Source organism: Sphaerisporangium perillae (genome assembly GCF_023276435.1).
Classification (GTDB): Bacteria; Actinomycetota; Actinomycetes; order Streptosporangiales; family Streptosporangiaceae; genus Sphaerisporangium; species Sphaerisporangium perillae.
Genome location: NZ_JALLPO010000046.1, coordinates 22,690 through 40,984 on the forward strand (window position 1 = coordinate 22,690; position 18,295 = coordinate 40,984).

The window sequence follows — 18,295 nt, forward strand, 5'->3', positions numbered from 1 at the left end:
TCAATGGCGGACGTCTGCGCGGGAGTTGAGGATGATGGCGGCGACACCGGACATGAGGGCGTCCGACGGCGACAGGGACAAGGTCGCCGCCGCGCTGCGTGAGCACTGCGCACAGGGCAGGCTCACGATGGAGGAGTTCAACGAGCGCCTGGAGCAGGTCTACCAAGGCAGGACCTACGGCGACCTGCAGAAGCTCACCGCGGACCTGCCCGACATCGACATGCACGCCCTTCCCGCGGCCCAGCCGCCGGATCGGCGCCCCCAGCCGAGCAACGCCCAGAAGGGGATCAAGGCCGCGTGGGCGTCGTGGGCGTCCGCGGTGGCCGTCACCACGGTGATCTGGGCCCTGACCAGCTTCGGCGACTACTTCTGGCCGATGTGGGTGGCGGGCCCCTGGGGCGCGATCCTGCTGGTCGCCACCATCTTCGGCTCCGACCCGCACGGTCGCGACAGGAGGCGCTGAACGGCCCGCGAGCCTGTCCGTTCTGTGCAGTAATGCACGCTCGCGGGCGAGTGCGTATTCGTACGCAGAACGGAACGCCCGGCCTCCCTAACGTGAGCGGTGCCCGGAACGAGCAGCACACAGAAAGCTCGGCCGGCACGGGGAATCCGTCCTCACCCCGAGGACGCTGGCTCACAGGAGGAAACCGTGCGAAACATTCGCAACCTGCTCGTCGGCACCGCCCTCGCCGGTGCTCTGGCGGCCGGGCTCGCCGCCGCTCCCGCCGCCTCGGCGTCGACGGCCGGCACCACCGACGCGGACTCGGCCGCCCAGGCGCAGTCGGCGCGCCACCGCTTCGGCCCGTTCTTCTCCGACTTCGGTGGGGGAGAGGACCGCGGCGACCGCTCCTACGCCAAGGGCTACTGGTGGAGGTCGGGCGGACACTACTACGTCGACTTCGACCTGTTCGACCGTGACCACGACCGGCAGTACGCGTGGTTCGACGTCTACTACCACGACGACCGCGGCTGGCACAGCTTCAACCGGTACAAGACCTTCGGTCACTTCGGCAAGACGATCCGCTTCAGCGAGGACACCGACGGCTTCCGGTTCCGCGTCGGCGAGGGTTCCACCAGCGACTACGACTGGAGCGGCTGGCACCGGTACGGCAGCTTCTGATCGGGCCTCCTCTCGCACTGATCTGACCTTCCGGTCTCAGTGAGGGGGAGACCGGAGGCGGGGGACGAAGAGCGGGCGCTCCTTACGGGGGGCGTCCGCTCTTCTCGTGTTCACGGGCATTGGACGCAGCCTTTACCGCTGATGGCAGTTTCCCGGGGTGTCGCCGGGTAGGTGATCTTTTGCGAGCACCCCCGGGCACGCCACGAGCACGCGCCCACCCGGCCCGGTATCGGCGGTACCGGGGGCCGGGTGGGCGCGTCCATCCCCCTACTCCCGCGGTCCGCGGCGTCTCGCGGCGCATGGTGTCCCCGTCCCGCGACGCCCGGCGTCCCGTCCCGCGATGCCCCGCGGACCGTCTCGCGGTGCGCGGTTTACACGGTCCTGCGGCGCGGCAGTGTTCCGAGCCGGTGGTCTGGGGTACGCTGGTGGTCGGTTGTGTCCAGACAAGCGCCAGGCGTTTCGCAATTCCTCGCCGATTGTCGTACACTCCTTTGTCGGTTCACTATGACCATTGCGCGTCGGCGGTCAGCTATCGCCGCTCTCTCACGCGCTCTAGGTCGCGGCTGCGTAGTGTGCCGATACCTCAGACGACCGATCAGTGAAACGCGAGGGACATGGCCAAGAAGGACGGCGCCATCGAGATCGAGGGCACTGTGGTTGAGTCGCTCCCGAACGCGATGTTCCGGGTGCAACTCGACAACGGCCATAAGGTCCTGGCCCACATCAGCGGACGGATGCGGATGCACTACATCCGGATCCTCCCCGACGACAGGGTTGTCGTTGAACTGAGCCCCTACGACTTGAGTCGTGGGCGGATCGTCTACCGATACAAGTAAGCCTCCCGTCCTGGCAGCAAGGAAGATCCGCCACGGCCGTGCGACCACACGGCACGCGGGGGTTCGACCGGGCAGGGCCGGCGGGCGGGCCGTCTGAGGAAACGACAAGGACTATGAAGGTCAAGCCGAGCGTCAAGAAGATCTGCGACAAGTGCAAGGTGATTCGCCGGCACGGTCGCGTCATGGTGATCTGCGACAACCTGCGCCACAAGCAGCGCCAGGGCTGATCGCAGCCCAGGAGGGACGGCCACGCCCATAGCGGGCGAAGCCATCCGGCCTGGAACAAAGTAATCGCGCATCACACCCGCGCAGGCGGCCGCGAGGCCGAACCACGCGGGCGACCCCCGGTCGGAGGCCGGGGCCCTCACCCCGGGCATGGGGAGGGGTAGTGAAGCGCAGGACCTCCGCCATATCGAAGGAGAATGCCCGACCATGGCTCGCCTGGTTGGCGTCGACCTCCCCCGCGACAAGCGGCTGGAGATCGCTCTCACCTACATCTACGGAATCGGCCGCAGCCGCGCCCTCGAGATCCTGAACGCTACCGGGGTGAACGGGGACCTCCGGGTCCACCAGCTCTCCGACAGCGAACTGGTGCCGCTGCGCGACTACATCGAGGCCACCTTCAAAATCGAAGGTGACCTCCGCCGCGAGGTTCAGGCCGACATCCGTCGCAAGATCGAAATCGGCTGCTACCAGGGCATCCGACACCGCCGCGGCCTTCCCGTGCATGGTCAGCGTACGCAGACCAACGCGCGCACCCGTAAGGGCAAGAAGAAGACCGTGGCCGGCAAGAAGAAGCCCGGCAAGAAGTAGTCCGCGACGGGGAGCCGAGCCGGGCCCTAGGCAGAGCCCGAAGCCGCGCCCCGTCCACGCAGCAGGACCGACCACCTCAGGAGATAGCGCTACATGCCTCCGAAGAGCCGCCAGGGTGCACCGAAAAAGGTGCGCCGCAAGGAAAAGAAGAACATCGCTCACGGGCACGCCCACATCAAGAGCACGTTCAACAACACCATCGTTTCGATCACCGACCCGACCGGGAATGTGATCGCCTGGGCCAGCGCCGGCCACGTCGGCTTCAAGGGCTCCCGCAAGTCCACGCCGTTCGCCGCGCAGATGGCCGCCGAGAACGCCGCGCGTCGTGCCATGGAGCACGGCATGCGCAAGGTCGACGTCTTCGTGAAGGGCCCCGGGTCCGGTCGTGAGACCGCCATCCGGTCCCTCCAGGCCACCGGCCTGGAGGTGGGTTCCATCCAGGACGTCACCCCCGTTCCCCACAACGGCTGCCGTCCGCCCAAGCGCCGCCGCGTCTGAGGCCCAGGAGATATTGAGAAATGGCTCGTTACACCGGAGCGGACTGCAAGCTCTGCCGCCGAGAGAAGACCAAGCTCTTCCTCAAGGGCAGCAAGTGTGAGTCCCCCAAGTGCCCCATCGAGATCCGTCCTTACCCCCCGGGTGAGCACGGTCGCGGGCGTCCCAAGGAGTCGGAGTACCAGCTCCAGCTCCGCGAGAAGCAGAAGACCCGCCGCATCTACGGCATCCTCGAGAAGCAGTTCCGCAACTACTACGAGGAAGCCAACCGCAAGTCGGGTAAGACGGGTGAGAACCTCCTCCAGATCCTGGAGAGCCGTCTCGACAACGTCGTCTTCCGCGCCGGCCTCGCCGTGTCCCGTGACGCCGCCCGCCAGCAGGTGCGCCACGGCCACATCACGGTCAACGGCAAGAAGGTCGACATCCCGTCGTACCGCGTGCGCGAGCACGACATCATCGAGGTGCGCGAGAAGGCCCGGAACCTGATGCCGTACGAGGTGGCCCGCGCCACCACCGGCGACAGGACCATCCCGGCCTGGCTCGGCGTCGTCCCGGACAAGCTGCGCGTCCTCGTGCACCAGCTCCCGGTCCGCCAGCAGATCGACACCCAGGTCCAAGAGCAGCTGATCGTCGAGCTCTACTCCAAGTAAAGCTCGCATAGGCTGGTTGCAGAGCCTGCTTCAGGAGCTGTACGGCCTCCTCAGAGGAGGCCGTACAGCTTCGGCAGTGAAGAACACCGTCGCGGAGGTCAAATAGCGGGCCCCGCGGAACCAGGGGAGAACCCACATGCTCATCGCACAGCGCCCATCCCTCCTCGAGGAGTCGATCGAGGAGACCAGGTCCCGGTTCGTCATCGAGCCGCTGGAGCCGGGCTTCGGCTACACCATCGGCAACTCGCTGCGCCGCACGCTGCTGTCCTCCATCCCGGGGGCGGCGGTCACGAGCATCCGCATCGAGGGCGTGTTGCACGAGTTCTCGACCGTGCCCGGGGTCAAGGAAGACGTCACCGACATCATCCTGAACCTCAAGGCGCTGGTCGTCTCCTCCGAGCACGACGAGCCGGTCGTGATGTACCTGCGCAAGCAGGGCCCCGGTGAGGTCACCGCGGCCGACATCGCGCCGCCCGCCGGTGTCGAGGTGCACAACCCCGACCTGCACATCGCCACCCTGAACGGCAAGGCGAAGCTCGAGATGGAGCTGACCGTCGAGCGCGGTCGCGGCTACGTCTCCGCCGCCCAGAACAAGCAGCCCGGCCAGGAGATCGGTCGCGTTCCCGTCGACTCGATCTACTCCCCGGTCCTCAAGGTGACCTACAAGGTCGAGGCCACCCGAGTCGAGCAGCGCACCGACTTCGACCGTCTGATCCTGGACGTCGAGACCAAGCCGTCCATGAAGCCCCGCGACGCGGTGGCCTCCGCCGGCAAGACGCTGGTCGAGCTGTTCGGCCTGGCCCGTGAGCTCAACGTCGAGGCCGAGGGCATCGACATCGGCCCCTCGCCGACGGACGCGGCGCTCGCCGCCGACCTGGCGCTGCCGATCGAGGAGCTGAACCTCACGGTCCGCTCCTACAACTGCCTCAAGCGCGAGGGCATCCACACCGTGGGCGAGCTGGTCGCGCGCAGCGAGCAGGACCTTCTCGATATAAGGAATTTCGGCGCCAAGTCGATCGAAGAGGTCAAGCAGAAGCTGCACGAGATGACGCTCGCGCTCAAGGACTCGCCTCCCGGGTTCGACCCGACCGCGGTCGCCGGCGGCGACTACGACGACGACGACGCCCGTTACGTCGAGACCGAGCAGTACTGATCGGTTCCGGCCGGCGGCCTGAGCCTTTCATCGCATTTTCTGTCAACGGGAGCCTCGTCGAGCCTCGACCGGGGCTCCCGGCCTGACTCCGGTACCTGACACGGCCGGAGCGGGTTATCCCAAAGGAGAACGATCATGCCCAAGCCTGCCAAGGGCGCACGTCTTGGTGGTAGCCCGGCCCACGAGCGGCTGATCCTGGCGAACCTCGCCACTCAGCTGTTCCAGCACGGCCGCATCCGCACCACCGAGACCAAGGCCAAGCGCCTTCGGCCGCTGGCCGAGCGTCTCATCACGAAGGCGAAGAAGGGCGACATCCACAACCGCCGCCAGGTCCTGACCGTGGTCAAGGACAAGGGCGTCGTCCACCACCTGTTCACCGAGATCGCTCCGACCTTCGCCGAGCGTCCCGGTGGCTACACCCGGATCACCAAGCTCGGCCCGCGCAAGGGCGACAACGCCCCGATGGCGCTGATCGAGCTGGTCTCCGAGCCGCTGAACGCGGTCACCACGACCCGTACGGCGCCCGCCGCCGCACCGGCCGCCGCCCCCGCCGAGGAGATCGTCGAGCTCCCCGCGGACGACGCCACCGCGGCCTCTGCCGACGAGACCCCGGCCGACGCGGCGCCCTCGGACGCTGCTCCGGCCGACGAGGCTCCGTCGGACGCGGCTCCCGCGGACGAGAAGACCGAGTCCAAGAAGGACGAGGCCTGATCTCGTAGTGGTGACGGCCGGGGGCCTCGCCTCCCGGCCACTGATGATCGCGAACGGGCCCAGCGCACTGATCCGGTGTGCTGGGCCCGTCGTCGTCGGAGGGCGAACGTGATGCCAGAGGGGGCTTCGGTGCTGAGTTCGGACGCGGTGCCGCACACGGTGCCTGTGGTGCCGCCGGTGGGAACGGTGCGGCTCCGGCTTGATCTCGCCTACGAGGGCACCGAGTTCTCCGGCTGGGCACGCCAGCCCGGGCTGCGCACCGTCCAAGGGGAGCTCGAAGCGGCACTCGGCCGCATCTTGCGCCTCGACCCCGCCCCCTCCCTGACGGTCGCCGGCCGCACGGACGCGGGCGTGCACGCGCGCGGCCAGGTGGCCCACGTGGACCTCCCCGCCGAAGCCCTGCGGGCCGTCGAGGGACGCAGGAGCGGAGCAGTGGACATGAGCGCGGCTCAGCGCCGCTCCGCGCTCGTCCGCCGCCTGGCCGGGGTCCTGCCACCAGATGTACGGGTTCAAGCCGTCACAGAGGCTCCTGAGGGCTTCGACGCCCGTTTCTCCGCGCTCTCCCGGCGCTACGCCTACCGCGTCTGCGACGCCCCCGGCGGCGGCGACCCGCTCCGCAGGCGCGAAGTCCTCTGGTACCCCCGGCCACTCGACGTGGACCGGATGAACGCGGCGGCCGTGCACCTGCTCGGCGAGCACGACTTCGCCGCGTTCTGCAAGCGGAGAGACGGCGCCACCACCATCCGGGAACTCCAGCGCCTGGAGTGGACGCGCGACGCCGAGGGCCTGCTGGTCGCCACCGTCGTCGCGGACGCCTTCTGCCACTCCATGGTGCGTGCCCTGGTGGGATGCCTCCTGGCCGTCGGCGAAGGGCACAGGCCCGTCGAGTGGCCCGCAGACGTACTGCTCAACGCCGTGCGCGACTCCGGGGTGAACGTCGCGGCCGCCCACGGCCTGTGCCTGGAAGAGGTCCGCTACCCCGAGGACGGCGCCCTCACCCACCGCGCCCAGCAAACCCGCCGCATCCGCACCCTCGGCCCCTAACCACTCCAGCCAGGCGGCCCCGTCTCCCGATCGCCCGTGCGGGTGCTCAGTCGGTGTTGTGCTGTTCGATCACTTGTGCTGGTGCTCAGCCGGTGACTCGCTTCTCGATCACTCGTGCTGTGTAATCGCGGAAGGCACCGCTGACCGGTCCGAGGTCCTTCTCCTGGGTGGTCGGCGTGTGGCCGTCGGCGTAGGTCGCGAAGCTGAACACGATGTAACGGCCCCAGACCAGCCCAGCGGCGTATCCGCCGGAGATGTCGGCCTTGTCCGCGCCGCTTCCGGTGGCACCCGCCAGCCCGCGGAACCACACGGTCTTCGCCAGGTTCTTCTTCTTGTCCGCCGCGACCGCCGCCTCCTTGGTCGGGAACACGGCGATGCCCGTCGTCACCGCGTATTGCCGTTTGGCGTCGACGTACGTCGCCCGCAGGACGCGGCTGCACTTCTGCCGCTTCAGCGCCGTGGCGAAGGTGCCCACGGCGACCTTGTCGCACCGTGCGGTGATGTTCACCTTGGTCCACGTGTAGGTACGCCCCCCGATCGACACGCGCTTTCGGGGGAACGCCTCCTTCAGGGTGAGCTTCTTGGGGTCACTCTGCTCGGAGTCGAGCACGGTGGTAGCGGCAGGCGTCGGCTCCGGAGTAGGTGGCTCGATCGACTCCTCGGGTACCTCGACGTCCACGGACGGCAGCGGCTGGGGCAGCGCCACCGGAGTGTTGCCGGCGTTGTAGGCCTGGTAGCCGAAGTACGCGGCGGTGCCGATGGCGGCGATCGCCACGGCCACGCCTGCCGCCAGTACCACCCTCTTCCCGGAACGGGGAGGCGGCTGCGGGGAACCCCCTTCGGCGGGTGGCCCCGGCGGAGCGGCGCCCGGTGGGATGAACGGCGGCCGCTCCACCACTGCCCCTGAACCCGTCGGCTGCTCGCCGCTAGAACCTCCGGAGGGTGCCCCGAGACTCCCAAGACCTGCGGATACTCCGGAGCCTCCAGCAGCCGCGGAACCCCCCGAGCCTCCAGGACCCGCGGATGCTCCCGCGCTTCCCAGACCCGTGGACGCTCCCGCGCTTCCGGGACCGGCGGCTGCCCTCGAGCCTCCAAGACCCGTGGATGCCGCCGGGCCTCCAGGACCTGTGGTCGTTCCGAGGCTTCCAAGAGCCGTGGGTGCTCCTGGGCTTCCAGGGCCTGTGGATGTTCCCACGCCTCCAAGAGCCGTGGGTGCGCCCGAGCCCCCAGGCTCCGCGGACCGTTCGGCGTCTGGGCGCCCAAGCCCCGTAGATCGTTCGGCACCCGGGCCTGCAAGGCCTGCGGGACGTTCGGCGTCCCGGCCTCCAGAGCCGGCGGGACGCTCTCCCCGAGTGATGGCGGTGCTCGGCGTGGAGATGCCGATGGCGGGGCCGCCGCTCGGGGACGAGCCCTGAGCGGACGGGGCCGGGGGCGCGGGAAGCGCCAGCGAAGAAAGGCTCCGGGGCGCCGGCGGCAGCGGCGTCCCCGGGGGCGGCGCGGGCGGAAGACCGGACGCGGACACTGGCGACTGCGGGGCGCCGGGGGACGATCCGAGCCGGTGGTGCGCGCCGCCGGCCGACCCGGGCGAGTGCTGCGTGCCTGTGCCTGATCCGGGCTGATGTTGCGTTCCTGCGCCCGTGCCCGATCCGGGCTGTTGTTGCGTGCCTGTGCCTGATCCGAGCGGGTGTTGCGTGCTCGCGGACGAGCCCGGTGATTGCGATGTGCCCGTAGGCGCGATGGGCGAGAGCGCGTCACTAGTGAGGGGCGCGGGCGGGAGCGGCGTACCGGGCACCCGCCCTGGCTTCACCGGACGGGCATGGCCCGACCCGGCAGCCGCCGGCCCGGCAGTCCCGGGGTCGGCCGGCGACGGGCGGTCCAGGGACGGGCGGTCCAAGGGGGACAAGGTCATCGGCGCGGGCGGCAGCGGGGTGCCGGGTGGCGGCGCGGGAGGCAGGGCGGCCTTCGGCGGAGGCCCAGCCTGCGAACGCCCGATGACCGACGGCACCGCCCCCTTGAGCGCGGCCGACGGATCGGATGAGACAGGCGACGTGGACCTCGTCGATGGATCGGACGAGGCGGGCGGCTTGAGCGGCGTCGATGGATCCGAGGGGGCGAGTGGCTTGGACGGTGTCGACGCCGGAGACGCCCCGGTGTCCGTGGCCTCACCCGGTACCCCGGCGAGCGCCGGCGACCCCGGGGACTTGGAAGTACCGCTGGTCGGCTCTGTGCCGGCAGGCTCCGAGGTGCCGCTGGTCCTCCGTGATCCCGCAGGTTCGGAGGTGCCGTCGGTCATTGGCGATCCGGCAGGTTCGGAGCTGCTGCCGGTCGTCCGTGATCCGGCAGGTTCCGAGGTGTCGCTGGTCGTTCGTGTTCCGGCAGGTTCGGAGGTGCTGCTGGTCGTTCGTGGTCCCGCGGGCTCGAAGGAGCCGCTGGCCATCGGCGATCCGGCGGTCTCCGGCTGCGATGTCTCCGGAGGTGACGCGGGCGCCGGTGGGCGCGGAGCCGGTACGGAGGGTGCGGGGACCGGCGGCGGCGAGGGCGCGGGGATGGACGGAGAAGGCCGGGGGCCCGGCGCGGGCGGGGTCGGCGGCTGAGACGGCGGAGTGCCGCCCGAGGAAGTCTCGGACTTCTCACCCTGCACGACATCACCGGAGGCCGCCTCGGCCTGCGAGGGGGGAGGCCAGACCGGAACGTCGCCCGGGAGAGGCGGGTGCACCGGACGTGTACGCCCAGAAGGCGACCCCTGGGAGGCGGCCGCGCCTCCACGGGCGGCGTCGCCCGGCAGACCCGAACTGCCGGAGGTCACGGCGTTACCCGGAGGAACATCGGCGCCCGAGTGTACGGGGCCACCTGGCGTGGGGGCCGTCTCGGTGGGCGGGAGCCAGAGCGCGTCTCGCGCACCCATTGTGGCGTCTCGCGACCCGGCCGACGGCGCGTCTTGCGGTGTCACAGAGCCGGGTAGCGCAGGCGCTGCCCACTGTGCGCCCCCGGGGGCAGGTGGTGCCGCGTCCAGGGGTACCGGCGATGTGGACTGCGCGTCCTGCGGTATCGCTGGTGTCCAGCGTGCGCCGTGCGGTGCGGGCGAGGTGGATTGTGCGTCCTGTGTCGGCGACGGTCCCCATTGGGCGTCCTGGGGGACCGGTGGTGTGGCGTCCTGCGGCATGGGAGGCACCGCATCCTGGGGAGCCGGCCCGGTCCAGGGTGCGTTCGGTAGCGCGGTGGGTGCCCATTGGGCGTTCTGTGGCGCCGGCGGTGTCGGAGAAGCGTTGCCCGGAACCGGCGGCGCCCATGGCCTGCCCTGCGGAGCCGACGGCCCCCAAGACCCGGACTGTGGGGCCGAGGGTGCCCACGGATCGTTCGGCGAGGACGGTGGTGCCCACGGATCGTTCTGCGGAGGCGGCGGTGTCCACGGCCCGTCTTGCGCGGTCGGTGGCGTCCACGGCCCGTTCTGCGGGGCGGGTGGCGTCCACGGCCCGTTCTGCGCGGCGGGTGGCGTCGAGGGCTCATCTTGCGTGGTGGGTGGCGTCCAGGATCCGTGCTGGGGAGGCGGCGGAGTCCAGGGACCGTTCTGTTGCGGAGGCGGCGGAGTCCACGGGCCGTGCTGCGGGGCGGGTGGCGTCCACGGAGCGTCCTGCGGCGATGCCGCGTTCCAGGACGGGCCGTCTTGACCCTGCGGAGAGTGGCTCCCGGAAGCGCCTTGCGAGGGAGAGGGGGTCCAGGAAGGGGCGCCGTAGGAAGGTCGCGTCGCCTGAGAAGAGGACTGCGGTGGCTGGGGAGAGGAGTGCGGCGGCTGCGGCGCGTCCTGTGGGGGCGGGGGTGCGTCCTGCGGGATCGGCGTCACTACCCCTGGTGGAGGGAACCACGAGCTCGGAGGGGAGAGCGGCTCCTGAGGGGGAGCCTCCGGAGGGAGGACCACGGGCGCCGGCCAGAGTTGCATGTCACCGGGCGAGCGGTGCGCGGGTGGGGACTGCCAGGTCGAGGCGTTGGACCCGCCAGGGCCACCGGCCCCCGTGGACGTGCCAGGGCCGCCAGGAGCGCCGGTTCCGCTTGAAAGGCCTGAGCTGCCTGGGCCGCCAGTCCCGGTGGGAGTGCCCGGTGTGCCGGTCCCGGGGAGAATGCCGGAGCTGCTGCTCGATGTGCCGGTTCCGGTTGATATGCCCGGGCTGCCTGGACCGCTGGTTTCGGTTGGGAAGGTTGAGCTGCCCGGGGTGCCGGTTCCAGTGGGAACGTCTGGGCTGGGTGTGGGGGGAAGGCCTGGGCCGTCCAGGGTGCTCGGCCGGTTGTGCGCCTCTGGGGTGCCCGGGGTGTGCGAGGCGGCCGGGTGGCTCGGCTGGTCCGATGATGAGGTGGGTCGGATGGCGTGCTGGCCGGTGGTGGGGAAAGTGCCGGGCAGGTCCTCAGGGCGAGGTGCGGGGGGTCCGGTGGGTGCGCTCGCGGAACGCCCGTGCCGGTAGGTCTGCTGGGGCGGCTGGTCAGGATCGAACCACTCGTAGTCGAGCGGGAAGCGCCCGGCGGGATCCCAGGAGTGGGCGCCCGTGGGCCCGATGGGAGAAGGGCGGTCCGTGGGCCCGATGGCCGAGGGGCGGTCCGTTGGGGCGTCGCCAGAGGTAGGGACGGCCGTCTCCTTGGCCGAGGCGAGGCCCCTTGTGTCCGGGGCGGAGGCGAGGTCCCTGGTGTCGTTGGCGGCGGCGAGGCCCCTCGGGTCCTTGGTGGAAGTGAGGCCTCTCGCGTCGTTCGCGGTGGAGAGCCTCACCTCCTGGGTCGAGTCGGGGTCCGCCATGCTCTGGTCGGTCCGCGGCACGTGCGGGCGCGCCTGCCCGAAGCTCGGGGGTGGCATTGCCGGAGCCCCCGAGTTCTCGGTCTCGCGTTCGTGCTCGGATCCGGAATCCTGGCCACGCATACGCGGAAGCGTATCCACAGTCGAAGATCCGCATACCGCTATGGGCGTTTCCCGGTCTAGCTCGACAGTCGGTTTGTCCGGTTAATTGGGTTTGTGGGCGATTTAGGAGTCAATTGCTTCGGGCTCCGGTGAGTGCCCGGGTGTCCAGAGCGGAGAAGACGCTCGCCTCGGTGATGTCCGTCGCCGCTCGGTTGAGTCGCTTCAACTCCGTCTTGGACGGCTTGTGCCCGTCCTTGTACTGGAACCACAGCAAGATCAGGTAGTGGCCCTGCGGCCAGGCGGTGGCGAAGGACTCTCCGCCGCTGCCGAGGAGCTTGGTGACAGAGTCCTTACCGGGCAGTGGCGTGATGTAGTCCTCCAGCTCACCCCCGGTCCCGGTCTTGGCGGCCTTCTTCGCCGCGGCGGCGGTCCTCAGATTGGCCACGCCGACCGTGCCGATGAGCTTGCCCGGAGCGTCACGGAAGCTCGCGCGCAGGAGCTGCGTGCACCCTGCCGCGGTCAGCACCTTCTGCATCGCCGTGCCGTGGACGGCGTCCTTGCACTTCTTGTCCGCCCGGCGCACCGTCATCTGATAGCTACGGCCGTGCGCGGTTACCTTCTTGCGGCCGAAGAGCTCTTTGAGCGTGAGCGGCTGGGGGTCGGTCTTCCGTGACGCCGCGAAGCCGTACTTGTCGCTGACGCCGCCCGGGAGCGGCGCCTGTACCGTCGGGCGGGTCGTCGAAGGGCTGGCGGTGCTCACGGGGTCGTCGCTGCGGCTCATGACCACGATGACCGCGGCGATCGCGACGATCATGGCCATGACGCCGCCCGCGAGGAAGAGGGGTCCGCGGGAACGTCGTCCCGGATCCGGCTCGCTTCTCCTCGTCTCCATGGGAGCCCGTGGCAGAGACCTCTCGGCCTCCCGGGCACGCTCGTTGCCCTGCCGCTCGAACGGGCCGGTCTGCGCCCGTGTCGCCTCGGACGAGCCGGTCTGCGCTCGCGTGGCCTCGAACCCGCCGGTCTGTGTCTGCGCCCGTGTCGCCTCGGACGAGCCGGCCTGCGCTCGCGTGGCCTCGAACCCGCCGGTCTGTGTCTGCGCCCGTGTCGCCTCGAACGAGCCCGTCTGCGCCCGTGTGGTCTCGGAGGGGCCGGGCTGCGTCCATGGGTTCTCGGAGGAGCCGGCCCGCGGGGCGGGAGTCTCGAACGGGCGCGGCGGAGCGTTCTGGAAGGAGCCGCTCTGCGAGCCTGTAGCCGAGAACGGGTCGCTCTGCGTGCCCGGAGCTGAGAACGGGTCACCCTGCGCGCCCGGCGACGAGAACGGGCCGGTGTGCGACCGCGGGGTCTGGAACGGGTCGCTCTGCTGCGGCGGCGCCGGGAAGGAGCCGCTACGCGGCTGTGCGGGCCGGAACAGGTCGTTCTCCGGCTGCGAGGGTGGGAACGGATCGCTCTGCGGCTGCTGGGAGGGCTCGAACGAGCCTTGCCGCGCCTGCGGGGTCTCGAAGGGACGGGCCTCGCGCCCCTGCTGCGGGTATGCGGCGCTCCGGTCGGTGCCGAATGTGCGGCCGACGCCGAAGAGGGGATCGCCGGTTCCGAACGAGGGTGCGCCGCGGCCTGTGTCGGGGTTCGTGGCGTTGACCCCGCCTTGTCCGGCCGGGTCGCCGTACGGTTGCTCGAGGGGGTCGCCGTACGCCCGTCTCTGCCGCTCCTCCATGCGTGGGCGTGCCCGCCGAGCGGTGCCCGGCTCCTCCGCGGACGGCCATGACGCGGACTCGCGAGCCTGCTCCTGCGGCTCCGCCTCGGGCCGGAGGTCGCCGGTGGGCCGAGGCGTCTCGTACGGGTGGTAAGGCGGACGGCGTGGCGGTTGATCCCCGGGATAACCCATGCGCCGAGACTAGCCCGGCAGGGCGACATAACAGGTCAGGAATAGCCGAAGTCCTGCGTCCACCAGGTGTCGCCGGAACCGTAGGCGACCCCTACGCCGACCGTCTTGATCTGGCAGTTCAGGATGTTGCGGCGGTGTCCGCTGTTGGCCATCCAGCCGCGCACGGTCTCCTCCGCCGACTGGTAGCCGCGGGCGATGTTCTCGGCCGCGCTGTTGGAGTATCCGGCCCTCGCCATGCGGTCCCATGGCGTGAGGCCGCTCGGGGACTTGTGGCCGAAGTAGTCCTTCGCGGCCATGTCGCGGCTGTGGGCGCGCGCCGACTGGGTGAGGCGCGGGTCGACGCGCAGAGGCGCGCATCCTCTCTGCACCCGCTCCTGGTTGGTGAGGCGGACGGCGGCGGCTTCGAGCCGGCCGGCGGGGGGAGCGTCGTCGGGCGGCGCCGCCTGGTCCTGCCCCCCTGCCGTGCCGACGCTCGTGGCGGCGGGCAACTCGCCCCCGGAGCCGTCGATGGTGCTGCGTTGCCGGGTGGCCGTGGGTGTCGGCTGCGGCCGCGTCTCGGCCGTGGGCGACACGTACGGGCGGGCCACGTGGCCGAGGGGCGCCCGGCCTACGGACGACGTGGCGCTGGGCTGCGGAGCGGCGTGGAGCCGGCTCTGGGTGGGGGTCGGCGTGCCGGTGTGGAGGTAGAACTCGCCCGCGGTGGGGGAGGCATTCAGCCGCACCACGACGGCGCCGGCGAGCAGGGCCGCCGTCAGGCACGCCAAAAGCCCCACGTGGCTCCGTCGACGGGGGAACCGCTGGGGGTGCCGAAGGTGAGGAGGCTGACACATACCGCTGCCAAATATAGAGAGGTCAGCTCATGTTAAAGAAGAGACGCGAGGGACTGGTTTTCGTTGAGTCATTGGTCCGATCACGCAGTAGACTCGCGACGCGGCTCCGTTGTGATGATCCTGGCGTCGATGTCGTCGTTTTGACCCGTGCCTGTCACAACCGGTAGTCTGCTGATTCGTTGTGTGCGATTCGGTCCCTCGTGACCGTTGCGCGGCGCGTCCGGCGTCATCTCCCTGTTCGTGGAGACGGAAGGTCTGGGCCCTGTCGTGCGCCCGCCCATGACCTAACGCCAAAGATGCCAACCCGACAGAAGGCTTACCACCGTGCGCACGTTCACCCCTAAGTCCACCGACGTACAGCGTCAGTGGTACGTCATCGACGCCACCGACGTCGTGCTGGGTCGGCTGGCCACCCAGGTCGCGACGCTGCTCCGCGGTAAGCACAAGCCGATCTTCGCGCCGCACGTCGACACCGGTGACTTCGTCATCGTCATCAACGCCGACAAGGTGGCCCTGACCGGCAACAAGCTGGAGCAGAAGAAGGCGTACCGCCACTCCGGCTACCCGGGCGGTCTGCGCTCGGTCTCCTACAGCGAGCTGCTCGAGAAGCGTCCGGACCGCGCTGTCGAGAAGGCAGTGAAGGGCATGCTCCCCAAGAACTCCCTCGGCCGGAAGATGGCCAAGAAGCTCAAGGTCTACGCCGGTCCCGAGCACCCGCACCTGGCGCAGCAGCCGGTGCCGTTCGAGATCACCCAGGTAGCCCAGTAGTCGCACCGTTGGCCGACGGCTGACGCCAAGATCGAAAGTTAGAGGAGAACCGTGGCCGAGCCCACCGGTGTCGAGACGCCCCTCGAGGGCGAGCTGGACATTGCGGACAACTCCCCCGAGGAGTTCCCGTCCGAGTACACCAGCGAGTCCGCTCCCAGCAGCGAGGTCGCCGCACGTAAGCCCATCACCACGGGCAACTCTTACGGCACCGGCCGTCGCAAGGAAGCGATCGCCCGCGTGCGCATCATGCCGGGCAGCGGCAAGTGGACCATCGAGGGCCGCTCGCTGGAGAACTACTTCCCGAACAAGGTCCACCAGCAGATCGTCAAGGAGCCCTTCGTGGTCCTGGGCGCCGAGGACCAGTTCGACGTCTTCGTCCGCATCGACGGCGGCGGCGTGACCGGCCAGGCCGGTGCCGTGCGCATGGGCCTCGCCCGCGCGCTCACCGCGCTGGACACCGAGGTCAACCGCCCGCCGCTGAAGAAGGCCGGCTTCCTGACCCGCGACGCCCGTGAGACGGAGCGGAAGAAGGCCGGTCTCAAGAAGGCTCGTAAGGCTCCGCAGTACAGCAAGCGTTGACAGGTCGGCTCTTCGGCACCGACGGCGTTCGTGGGGTCGCGGGTCGCGACCTCACGGCGGAGCTCGCCATGGACCTTTCGGTCGCGGCGGCTCATGTCCTCGGGGATGCCGGCGCGTTCGAGTCGAGCGTCGGGCGGCGTGGCCGCCCGGTCGCCGTCGTGGGCCGGGACCCGCGTGCCTCGGGGGAGTTCCTCGAGGCCGCGGTGGTCGCCGGCCTCGCGTCGTCCGGAGTGGACGTGTTGCGCCTCGGCGTGCTGCCCACCCCGGCCGTCGCATATCTGACCTCGGCTCTCGGAGCCGACCTCGGGGTCATGATCTCGGCGTCCCACAACCCCGCTCTCGACAACGGGATCAAGTTCTTCGCCCGCGGCGGTTACAAGCTGCCCGACGCGGTCGAGAACGACATTGAGCAGCGGCTCGGTGAGAAGTGGAACCGCCCGGTGGGCGCGGCCGTCGGCCGCGTGCGCGACGCGTACGGCGAGGCCGACCGTTACGTCTCCCACCTGCTGACGACCCTCCCGGGACGCCTGGACGGCCTGCGCGTGATCGTCGACTGCGCGCACGGCGCCGCCCACATGGTGGCGCCGGAGGCGCTGCTGCGCGCGGGGGCCGTCGTCGAGACGATCGGGGCCGCGCCCGACGGTCTCAACATCAACGAGGGGGTCGGATCGACCCATCTCGACTCGTTGCGTGAAGCGGTCGTGGAGCGCGGGGCCGACGCGGGCATCGCCTACGACGGCGACGCCGACCGCTGCCTCGCCGTCACGGCGACGGGCGAGGTCGTGGACGGCGACCAGATCATGGCGGTCCTGGCCCTGGCCATGCACTCCGCCGGCAACCTGGTGAAGGACACCGTCGTCGCCACCATCATGTCCAACCTGGGCTTCAAGCACGCGCTGAACAAGGCCGGGCTGACCATGGTGGAGACGGCCGTCGGCGACCGGTACGTCCTGGAGGCCATGAAGGCCGGCGGGTACAACCTGGGCGGCGAGCAGTCGGGGCACGTCGTGATGCTCGACCACGCGACTACCGGTGACGGACTGCTCACCTCGCTGCACCTGCTCGCGGAGGTGACGCGTTCGGGCCGTCCTCTCGCCGATCTGGCGTCGGTCATGACGCGGCTTCCCCAGGTCCTGGTGAACGTCCGCGACGTCTCCAAGGCCAAGGCGGCCACCTCCGGGGAACTGGCCTCCGCCGTGGCGGCCGCGGAGAAGGCGCTCGGCGACAGCGGCCGGGTGCTCATCCGGCCGAGCGGCACCGAGCCGATGGTGCGGGTGATGGTCGAGGCCGAGTCCCAGGACGAGGCCGAGTCGATCGCCGGCAAGCTGGCCGAGGTCGTCCGCACGACCTGCTCCTGACCCGAGCGGCTCGAAAGCATCGACGTCAAGGCGGGTCCCCTTCAAGGGGGCCCGCCTTGACCGCTTCATACGCATTCATTACGCAGGAGTACACGTGCCTGGCCGTGAGCCGGCCGCCGTTCGGCTCAGTGGTGGGTGCGCAGGGCGGTGATGAACCACTCGAAGGCCGGGGTGCTGGAGGGGAAGGCCGCGCGGCCGTTGAGGACGCCCATCAGCTGCCAGTAGCGCTCCACCCGCCGGTCGGAGAAGGTCTCCATCTGGTCGGCCAGCCGGGCACGCTCGCCCGGTGGCACGTCCGGGGAGACGATCCTGTCCAGGATCTCCTTGCCCTGCGGCGACGCGGGGTCGACGCCCGCCTCGACCGCGGCACCGGCGTGCTCCAAGACCGGCTGCGGGTCGTACGGCGGCTGCTCGCCGCCTTCCGAGCCCCCCAGCGCCATCTGCCGTACGCGCTGCCGGAAGGCGTCATCGCCCACCAGCCGGCCGAGCTCGGTCCACGCATCGCGCAGCTCGGCGCTCGGCTCGTCCGGCAGGTCGGCGGGCAACCGGCGCATCGCCTGGGCGATGTGGGCTCCGGGTGCGTCGGTGCCGATGCCGGCGAACGCCTGGTCGACGAAGTCGTCGATGATCTGCTGCCGTTCCCGTGCGGACAGCTTGGCCATATCGTGCATGTTTTCTCGTCTCCTCAGTCATGGTGCGGAAGGACGGCACCGGGCGATCCTTCGAGAGCCAAGACTTCACCCTCCAGTTGGTGGAGACTCAACCGCTTTTCCTGTGGTGATTTAGGGTGGCTGCTCGTGGTCCATAGGCACAGGCACCAGTTGATCGCGGTCATGTCCTTTGTCGCAGGCGCGATCTCGACGTGGATGCTCTCGGCCACCGGCACCGACGGGGACTTCTTCCGCTCGCTGATGTACCCGTGGATGTTCGCGGCGGTGCTGCTGTGCGCGGTGATCCTCGGCGCCACCGTCTCCGTGCGAGGCGCTGTGGCCGCTCTCGTGCCCTTCTCGCTCCCGCAGCCGCTCGTCGCCTTGTGGGACGGCATGACGCCCCACCCCGACGGCGACGGCGGCATGTGGGTCCTCGGGTTCGTCACCTCGACGCTGCTGCTGGTCTTCTCGATCGGCTGCGTCGCCATCGGGGTATGCGTGCGCCTCATGTTCCGCCGCTGACGTCC

The 18,295-nt window shown here is 70.0% G+C and carries 19 protein-coding genes; 15 read left to right on the forward strand and 4 right to left on the reverse strand.

The window, feature by feature from the left end:
- Positions 1 to 31: 31 nt before the first annotated feature.
- The 10 genes from MYF83_RS34620 to truA all read left to right on the forward strand — a co-directional run bounded on the left by MYF83_RS34620 (position 32) and on the right by truA (position 6,822).
- Positions 32 to 463, forward strand: coding sequence for a DUF1707 SHOCT-like domain-containing protein (locus MYF83_RS34620; protein WP_308201555.1), 432 nt, complete (start codon positions 32 to 34; stop codon positions 461 to 463).
- 186 nt (positions 464 to 649) lie between these two features.
- On the forward strand, positions 650 to 1,120 hold the full coding sequence (locus MYF83_RS34625; RefSeq protein ID WP_248964967.1) for a hypothetical protein: 471 nt from the start codon (positions 650 to 652) through the stop codon (positions 1,118 to 1,120).
- A 614-nt stretch (positions 1,121 to 1,734) separates the two neighbouring features.
- Positions 1,735 to 1,956, forward strand: a complete 222-nt coding sequence (gene infA / locus MYF83_RS34630; RefSeq protein WP_012887858.1) for a translation initiation factor IF-1 — start codon at positions 1,735 to 1,737, stop codon at positions 1,954 to 1,956.
- 113 nt (positions 1,957 to 2,069) lie between these two features.
- The gene (gene rpmJ, locus MYF83_RS34635) at positions 2,070 to 2,183 is read left to right on the forward strand and encodes a 50S ribosomal protein L36 (protein WP_003956441.1); all 114 of its coding nucleotides are present in this window, start codon (positions 2,070 to 2,072) and stop codon (positions 2,181 to 2,183) included.
- Between the two features lie 205 nt (positions 2,184 to 2,388).
- Complete coding sequence (gene rpsM, locus MYF83_RS34640) at positions 2,389 to 2,769, forward strand: 30S ribosomal protein S13 (RefSeq protein WP_248964968.1); 381 nt, start codon at positions 2,389 to 2,391, stop codon at positions 2,767 to 2,769.
- Positions 2,770 to 2,862: 93 nt separating this feature from the next.
- Positions 2,863 to 3,267, forward strand: a complete 405-nt coding sequence (gene rpsK / locus MYF83_RS34645; protein WP_248964969.1) for a 30S ribosomal protein S11 — start codon at positions 2,863 to 2,865, stop codon at positions 3,265 to 3,267.
- 20 nt (positions 3,268 to 3,287) lie between these two features.
- Positions 3,288 to 3,914 (forward strand): 30S ribosomal protein S4, encoded by a 627-nt coding sequence (gene rpsD / locus MYF83_RS34650; protein WP_248964970.1) that lies wholly within the window; start codon positions 3,288 to 3,290, stop codon positions 3,912 to 3,914.
- A gap of 136 nt (positions 3,915 to 4,050) precedes the next feature.
- Positions 4,051 to 5,067, forward strand: coding sequence for a DNA-directed RNA polymerase subunit alpha (locus tag MYF83_RS34655; protein WP_114032755.1), 1,017 nt, complete (start codon positions 4,051 to 4,053; stop codon positions 5,065 to 5,067).
- A 135-nt stretch (positions 5,068 to 5,202) separates the two neighbouring features.
- A complete protein-coding gene (gene rplQ / locus MYF83_RS34660) occupies positions 5,203 to 5,778 on the forward strand; it encodes a 50S ribosomal protein L17 (RefSeq protein ID WP_248964971.1) in 576 nt (191 codons plus the stop codon).
- A 129-nt stretch (positions 5,779 to 5,907) separates the two neighbouring features.
- A complete protein-coding gene (gene truA, locus MYF83_RS34665) occupies positions 5,908 to 6,822 on the forward strand; it encodes a tRNA pseudouridine(38-40) synthase TruA (RefSeq protein WP_248964972.1) in 915 nt (304 codons plus the stop codon).
- An 85-nt stretch (positions 6,823 to 6,907) separates the two neighbouring features.
- On the opposite strand, the gene MYF83_RS34670 is transcribed toward truA, so the two are convergent.
- Complete coding sequence (locus MYF83_RS34670; protein WP_248964973.1) at positions 6,908 to 7,603, reverse strand: hypothetical protein; 696 nt, start codon at positions 7,601 to 7,603, stop codon at positions 6,908 to 6,910.
- Between the two features lie 940 nt (positions 7,604 to 8,543).
- On the opposite strand from MYF83_RS34670, the gene MYF83_RS34675 reads away from it, so the two are divergent.
- Positions 8,544 to 9,416 carry a hypothetical protein gene (locus MYF83_RS34675; RefSeq protein ID WP_248964974.1) on the forward strand — a complete coding sequence of 291 codons (873 nt, stop codon included), beginning with the start codon at positions 8,544 to 8,546 and terminating at the stop codon, positions 9,414 to 9,416.
- A 2,415-nt stretch (positions 9,417 to 11,831) separates the two neighbouring features.
- Here the strand turns inward: MYF83_RS34675 and MYF83_RS34680 are convergent.
- Together MYF83_RS34680 and MYF83_RS34685 are read right to left on the reverse strand one after the other, a co-directional pair.
- The gene (locus MYF83_RS34680) at positions 11,832 to 13,412 is read right to left on the reverse strand and encodes a hypothetical protein (RefSeq protein WP_248964975.1); all 1,581 of its coding nucleotides are present in this window, start codon (positions 13,410 to 13,412) and stop codon (positions 11,832 to 11,834) included.
- A 206-nt stretch (positions 13,413 to 13,618) separates the two neighbouring features.
- On the reverse strand, positions 13,619 to 14,356 hold the full coding sequence (locus MYF83_RS34685) for a CAP domain-containing protein (RefSeq protein WP_248964976.1): 738 nt from the start codon (positions 14,354 to 14,356) through the stop codon (positions 13,619 to 13,621).
- Between the two features lie 381 nt (positions 14,357 to 14,737).
- Here MYF83_RS34685 and rplM point away from each other — a divergent pair, with 381 nt between their 5' ends.
- Genes rplM through glmM form a run of 3 tightly spaced genes read left to right on the forward strand, consistent with a single transcriptional unit; the run spans position 14,738 to position 17,118 of the window.
- On the forward strand, positions 14,738 to 15,181 hold the full coding sequence (rplM, locus tag MYF83_RS34690) for a 50S ribosomal protein L13 (RefSeq protein ID WP_248964977.1): 444 nt from the start codon (positions 14,738 to 14,740) through the stop codon (positions 15,179 to 15,181).
- Positions 15,182 to 15,232: 51 nt separating this feature from the next.
- Positions 15,233 to 15,760, forward strand: coding sequence for a 30S ribosomal protein S9 (rpsI, locus tag MYF83_RS34695; RefSeq protein WP_248964978.1), 528 nt, complete (start codon positions 15,233 to 15,235; stop codon positions 15,758 to 15,760).
- Positions 15,757 to 17,118, forward strand: coding sequence for a phosphoglucosamine mutase (gene glmM / locus MYF83_RS34700; RefSeq protein ID WP_248964979.1), 1,362 nt, complete (start codon positions 15,757 to 15,759; stop codon positions 17,116 to 17,118). Before rpsI ends, glmM begins: the two co-directional genes overlap by 4 nt.
- A 125-nt stretch (positions 17,119 to 17,243) precedes the next feature.
- Here glmM and MYF83_RS34705 read toward each other — a convergent pair whose 3' ends face one another.
- A complete protein-coding gene (locus MYF83_RS34705; protein WP_248964980.1) occupies positions 17,244 to 17,789 on the reverse strand; it encodes a hypothetical protein in 546 nt (181 codons plus the stop codon).
- Positions 17,790 to 17,951: 162 nt separating this feature from the next.
- Between MYF83_RS34705 and MYF83_RS34710 the strand changes: the two genes are divergently transcribed.
- Positions 17,952 to 18,290, forward strand: coding sequence for a hypothetical protein (locus MYF83_RS34710; protein WP_248964981.1), 339 nt, complete (start codon positions 17,952 to 17,954; stop codon positions 18,288 to 18,290).
- Positions 18,291 to 18,295 lie beyond the last annotated feature (5 nt).

Coding starts and splice junctions, on each gene's coding strand:
- MYF83_RS34705 (WP_248964980.1), bottom strand. CDS start 17,789: ATGCACGATATGGCCAAGCTGTCCGCACGGGAACGGCAGCAGATCATC.
- MYF83_RS34680 (WP_248964975.1), bottom strand. CDS start 13,412: ATGGAGGAGCGGCAGAGACGGGCGTACGGCGACCCCCTCGAGCAACCG.
- rpsM (WP_248964968.1), top strand. CDS start 2,389: ATGGCTCGCCTGGTTGGCGTCGACCTCCCCCGCGACAAGCGGCTGGAG.
- MYF83_RS34620 (WP_308201555.1), top strand. CDS start 32: ATGATGGCGGCGACACCGGACATGAGGGCGTCCGACGGCGACAGGGAC.
- MYF83_RS34710 (WP_248964981.1), top strand. CDS start 17,952: ATGTCCTTTGTCGCAGGCGCGATCTCGACGTGGATGCTCTCGGCCACC.
- rpsD (WP_248964970.1), top strand. CDS start 3,288: ATGGCTCGTTACACCGGAGCGGACTGCAAGCTCTGCCGCCGAGAGAAG.
- rpmJ (WP_003956441.1), top strand. CDS start 2,070: ATGAAGGTCAAGCCGAGCGTCAAGAAGATCTGCGACAAGTGCAAGGTG.
- infA (WP_012887858.1), top strand. CDS start 1,735: ATGGCCAAGAAGGACGGCGCCATCGAGATCGAGGGCACTGTGGTTGAG.
- MYF83_RS34655 (WP_114032755.1), top strand. CDS start 4,051: ATGCTCATCGCACAGCGCCCATCCCTCCTCGAGGAGTCGATCGAGGAG.
- rpsK (WP_248964969.1), top strand. CDS start 2,863: ATGCCTCCGAAGAGCCGCCAGGGTGCACCGAAAAAGGTGCGCCGCAAG.
- rplQ (WP_248964971.1), top strand. CDS start 5,203: ATGCCCAAGCCTGCCAAGGGCGCACGTCTTGGTGGTAGCCCGGCCCAC.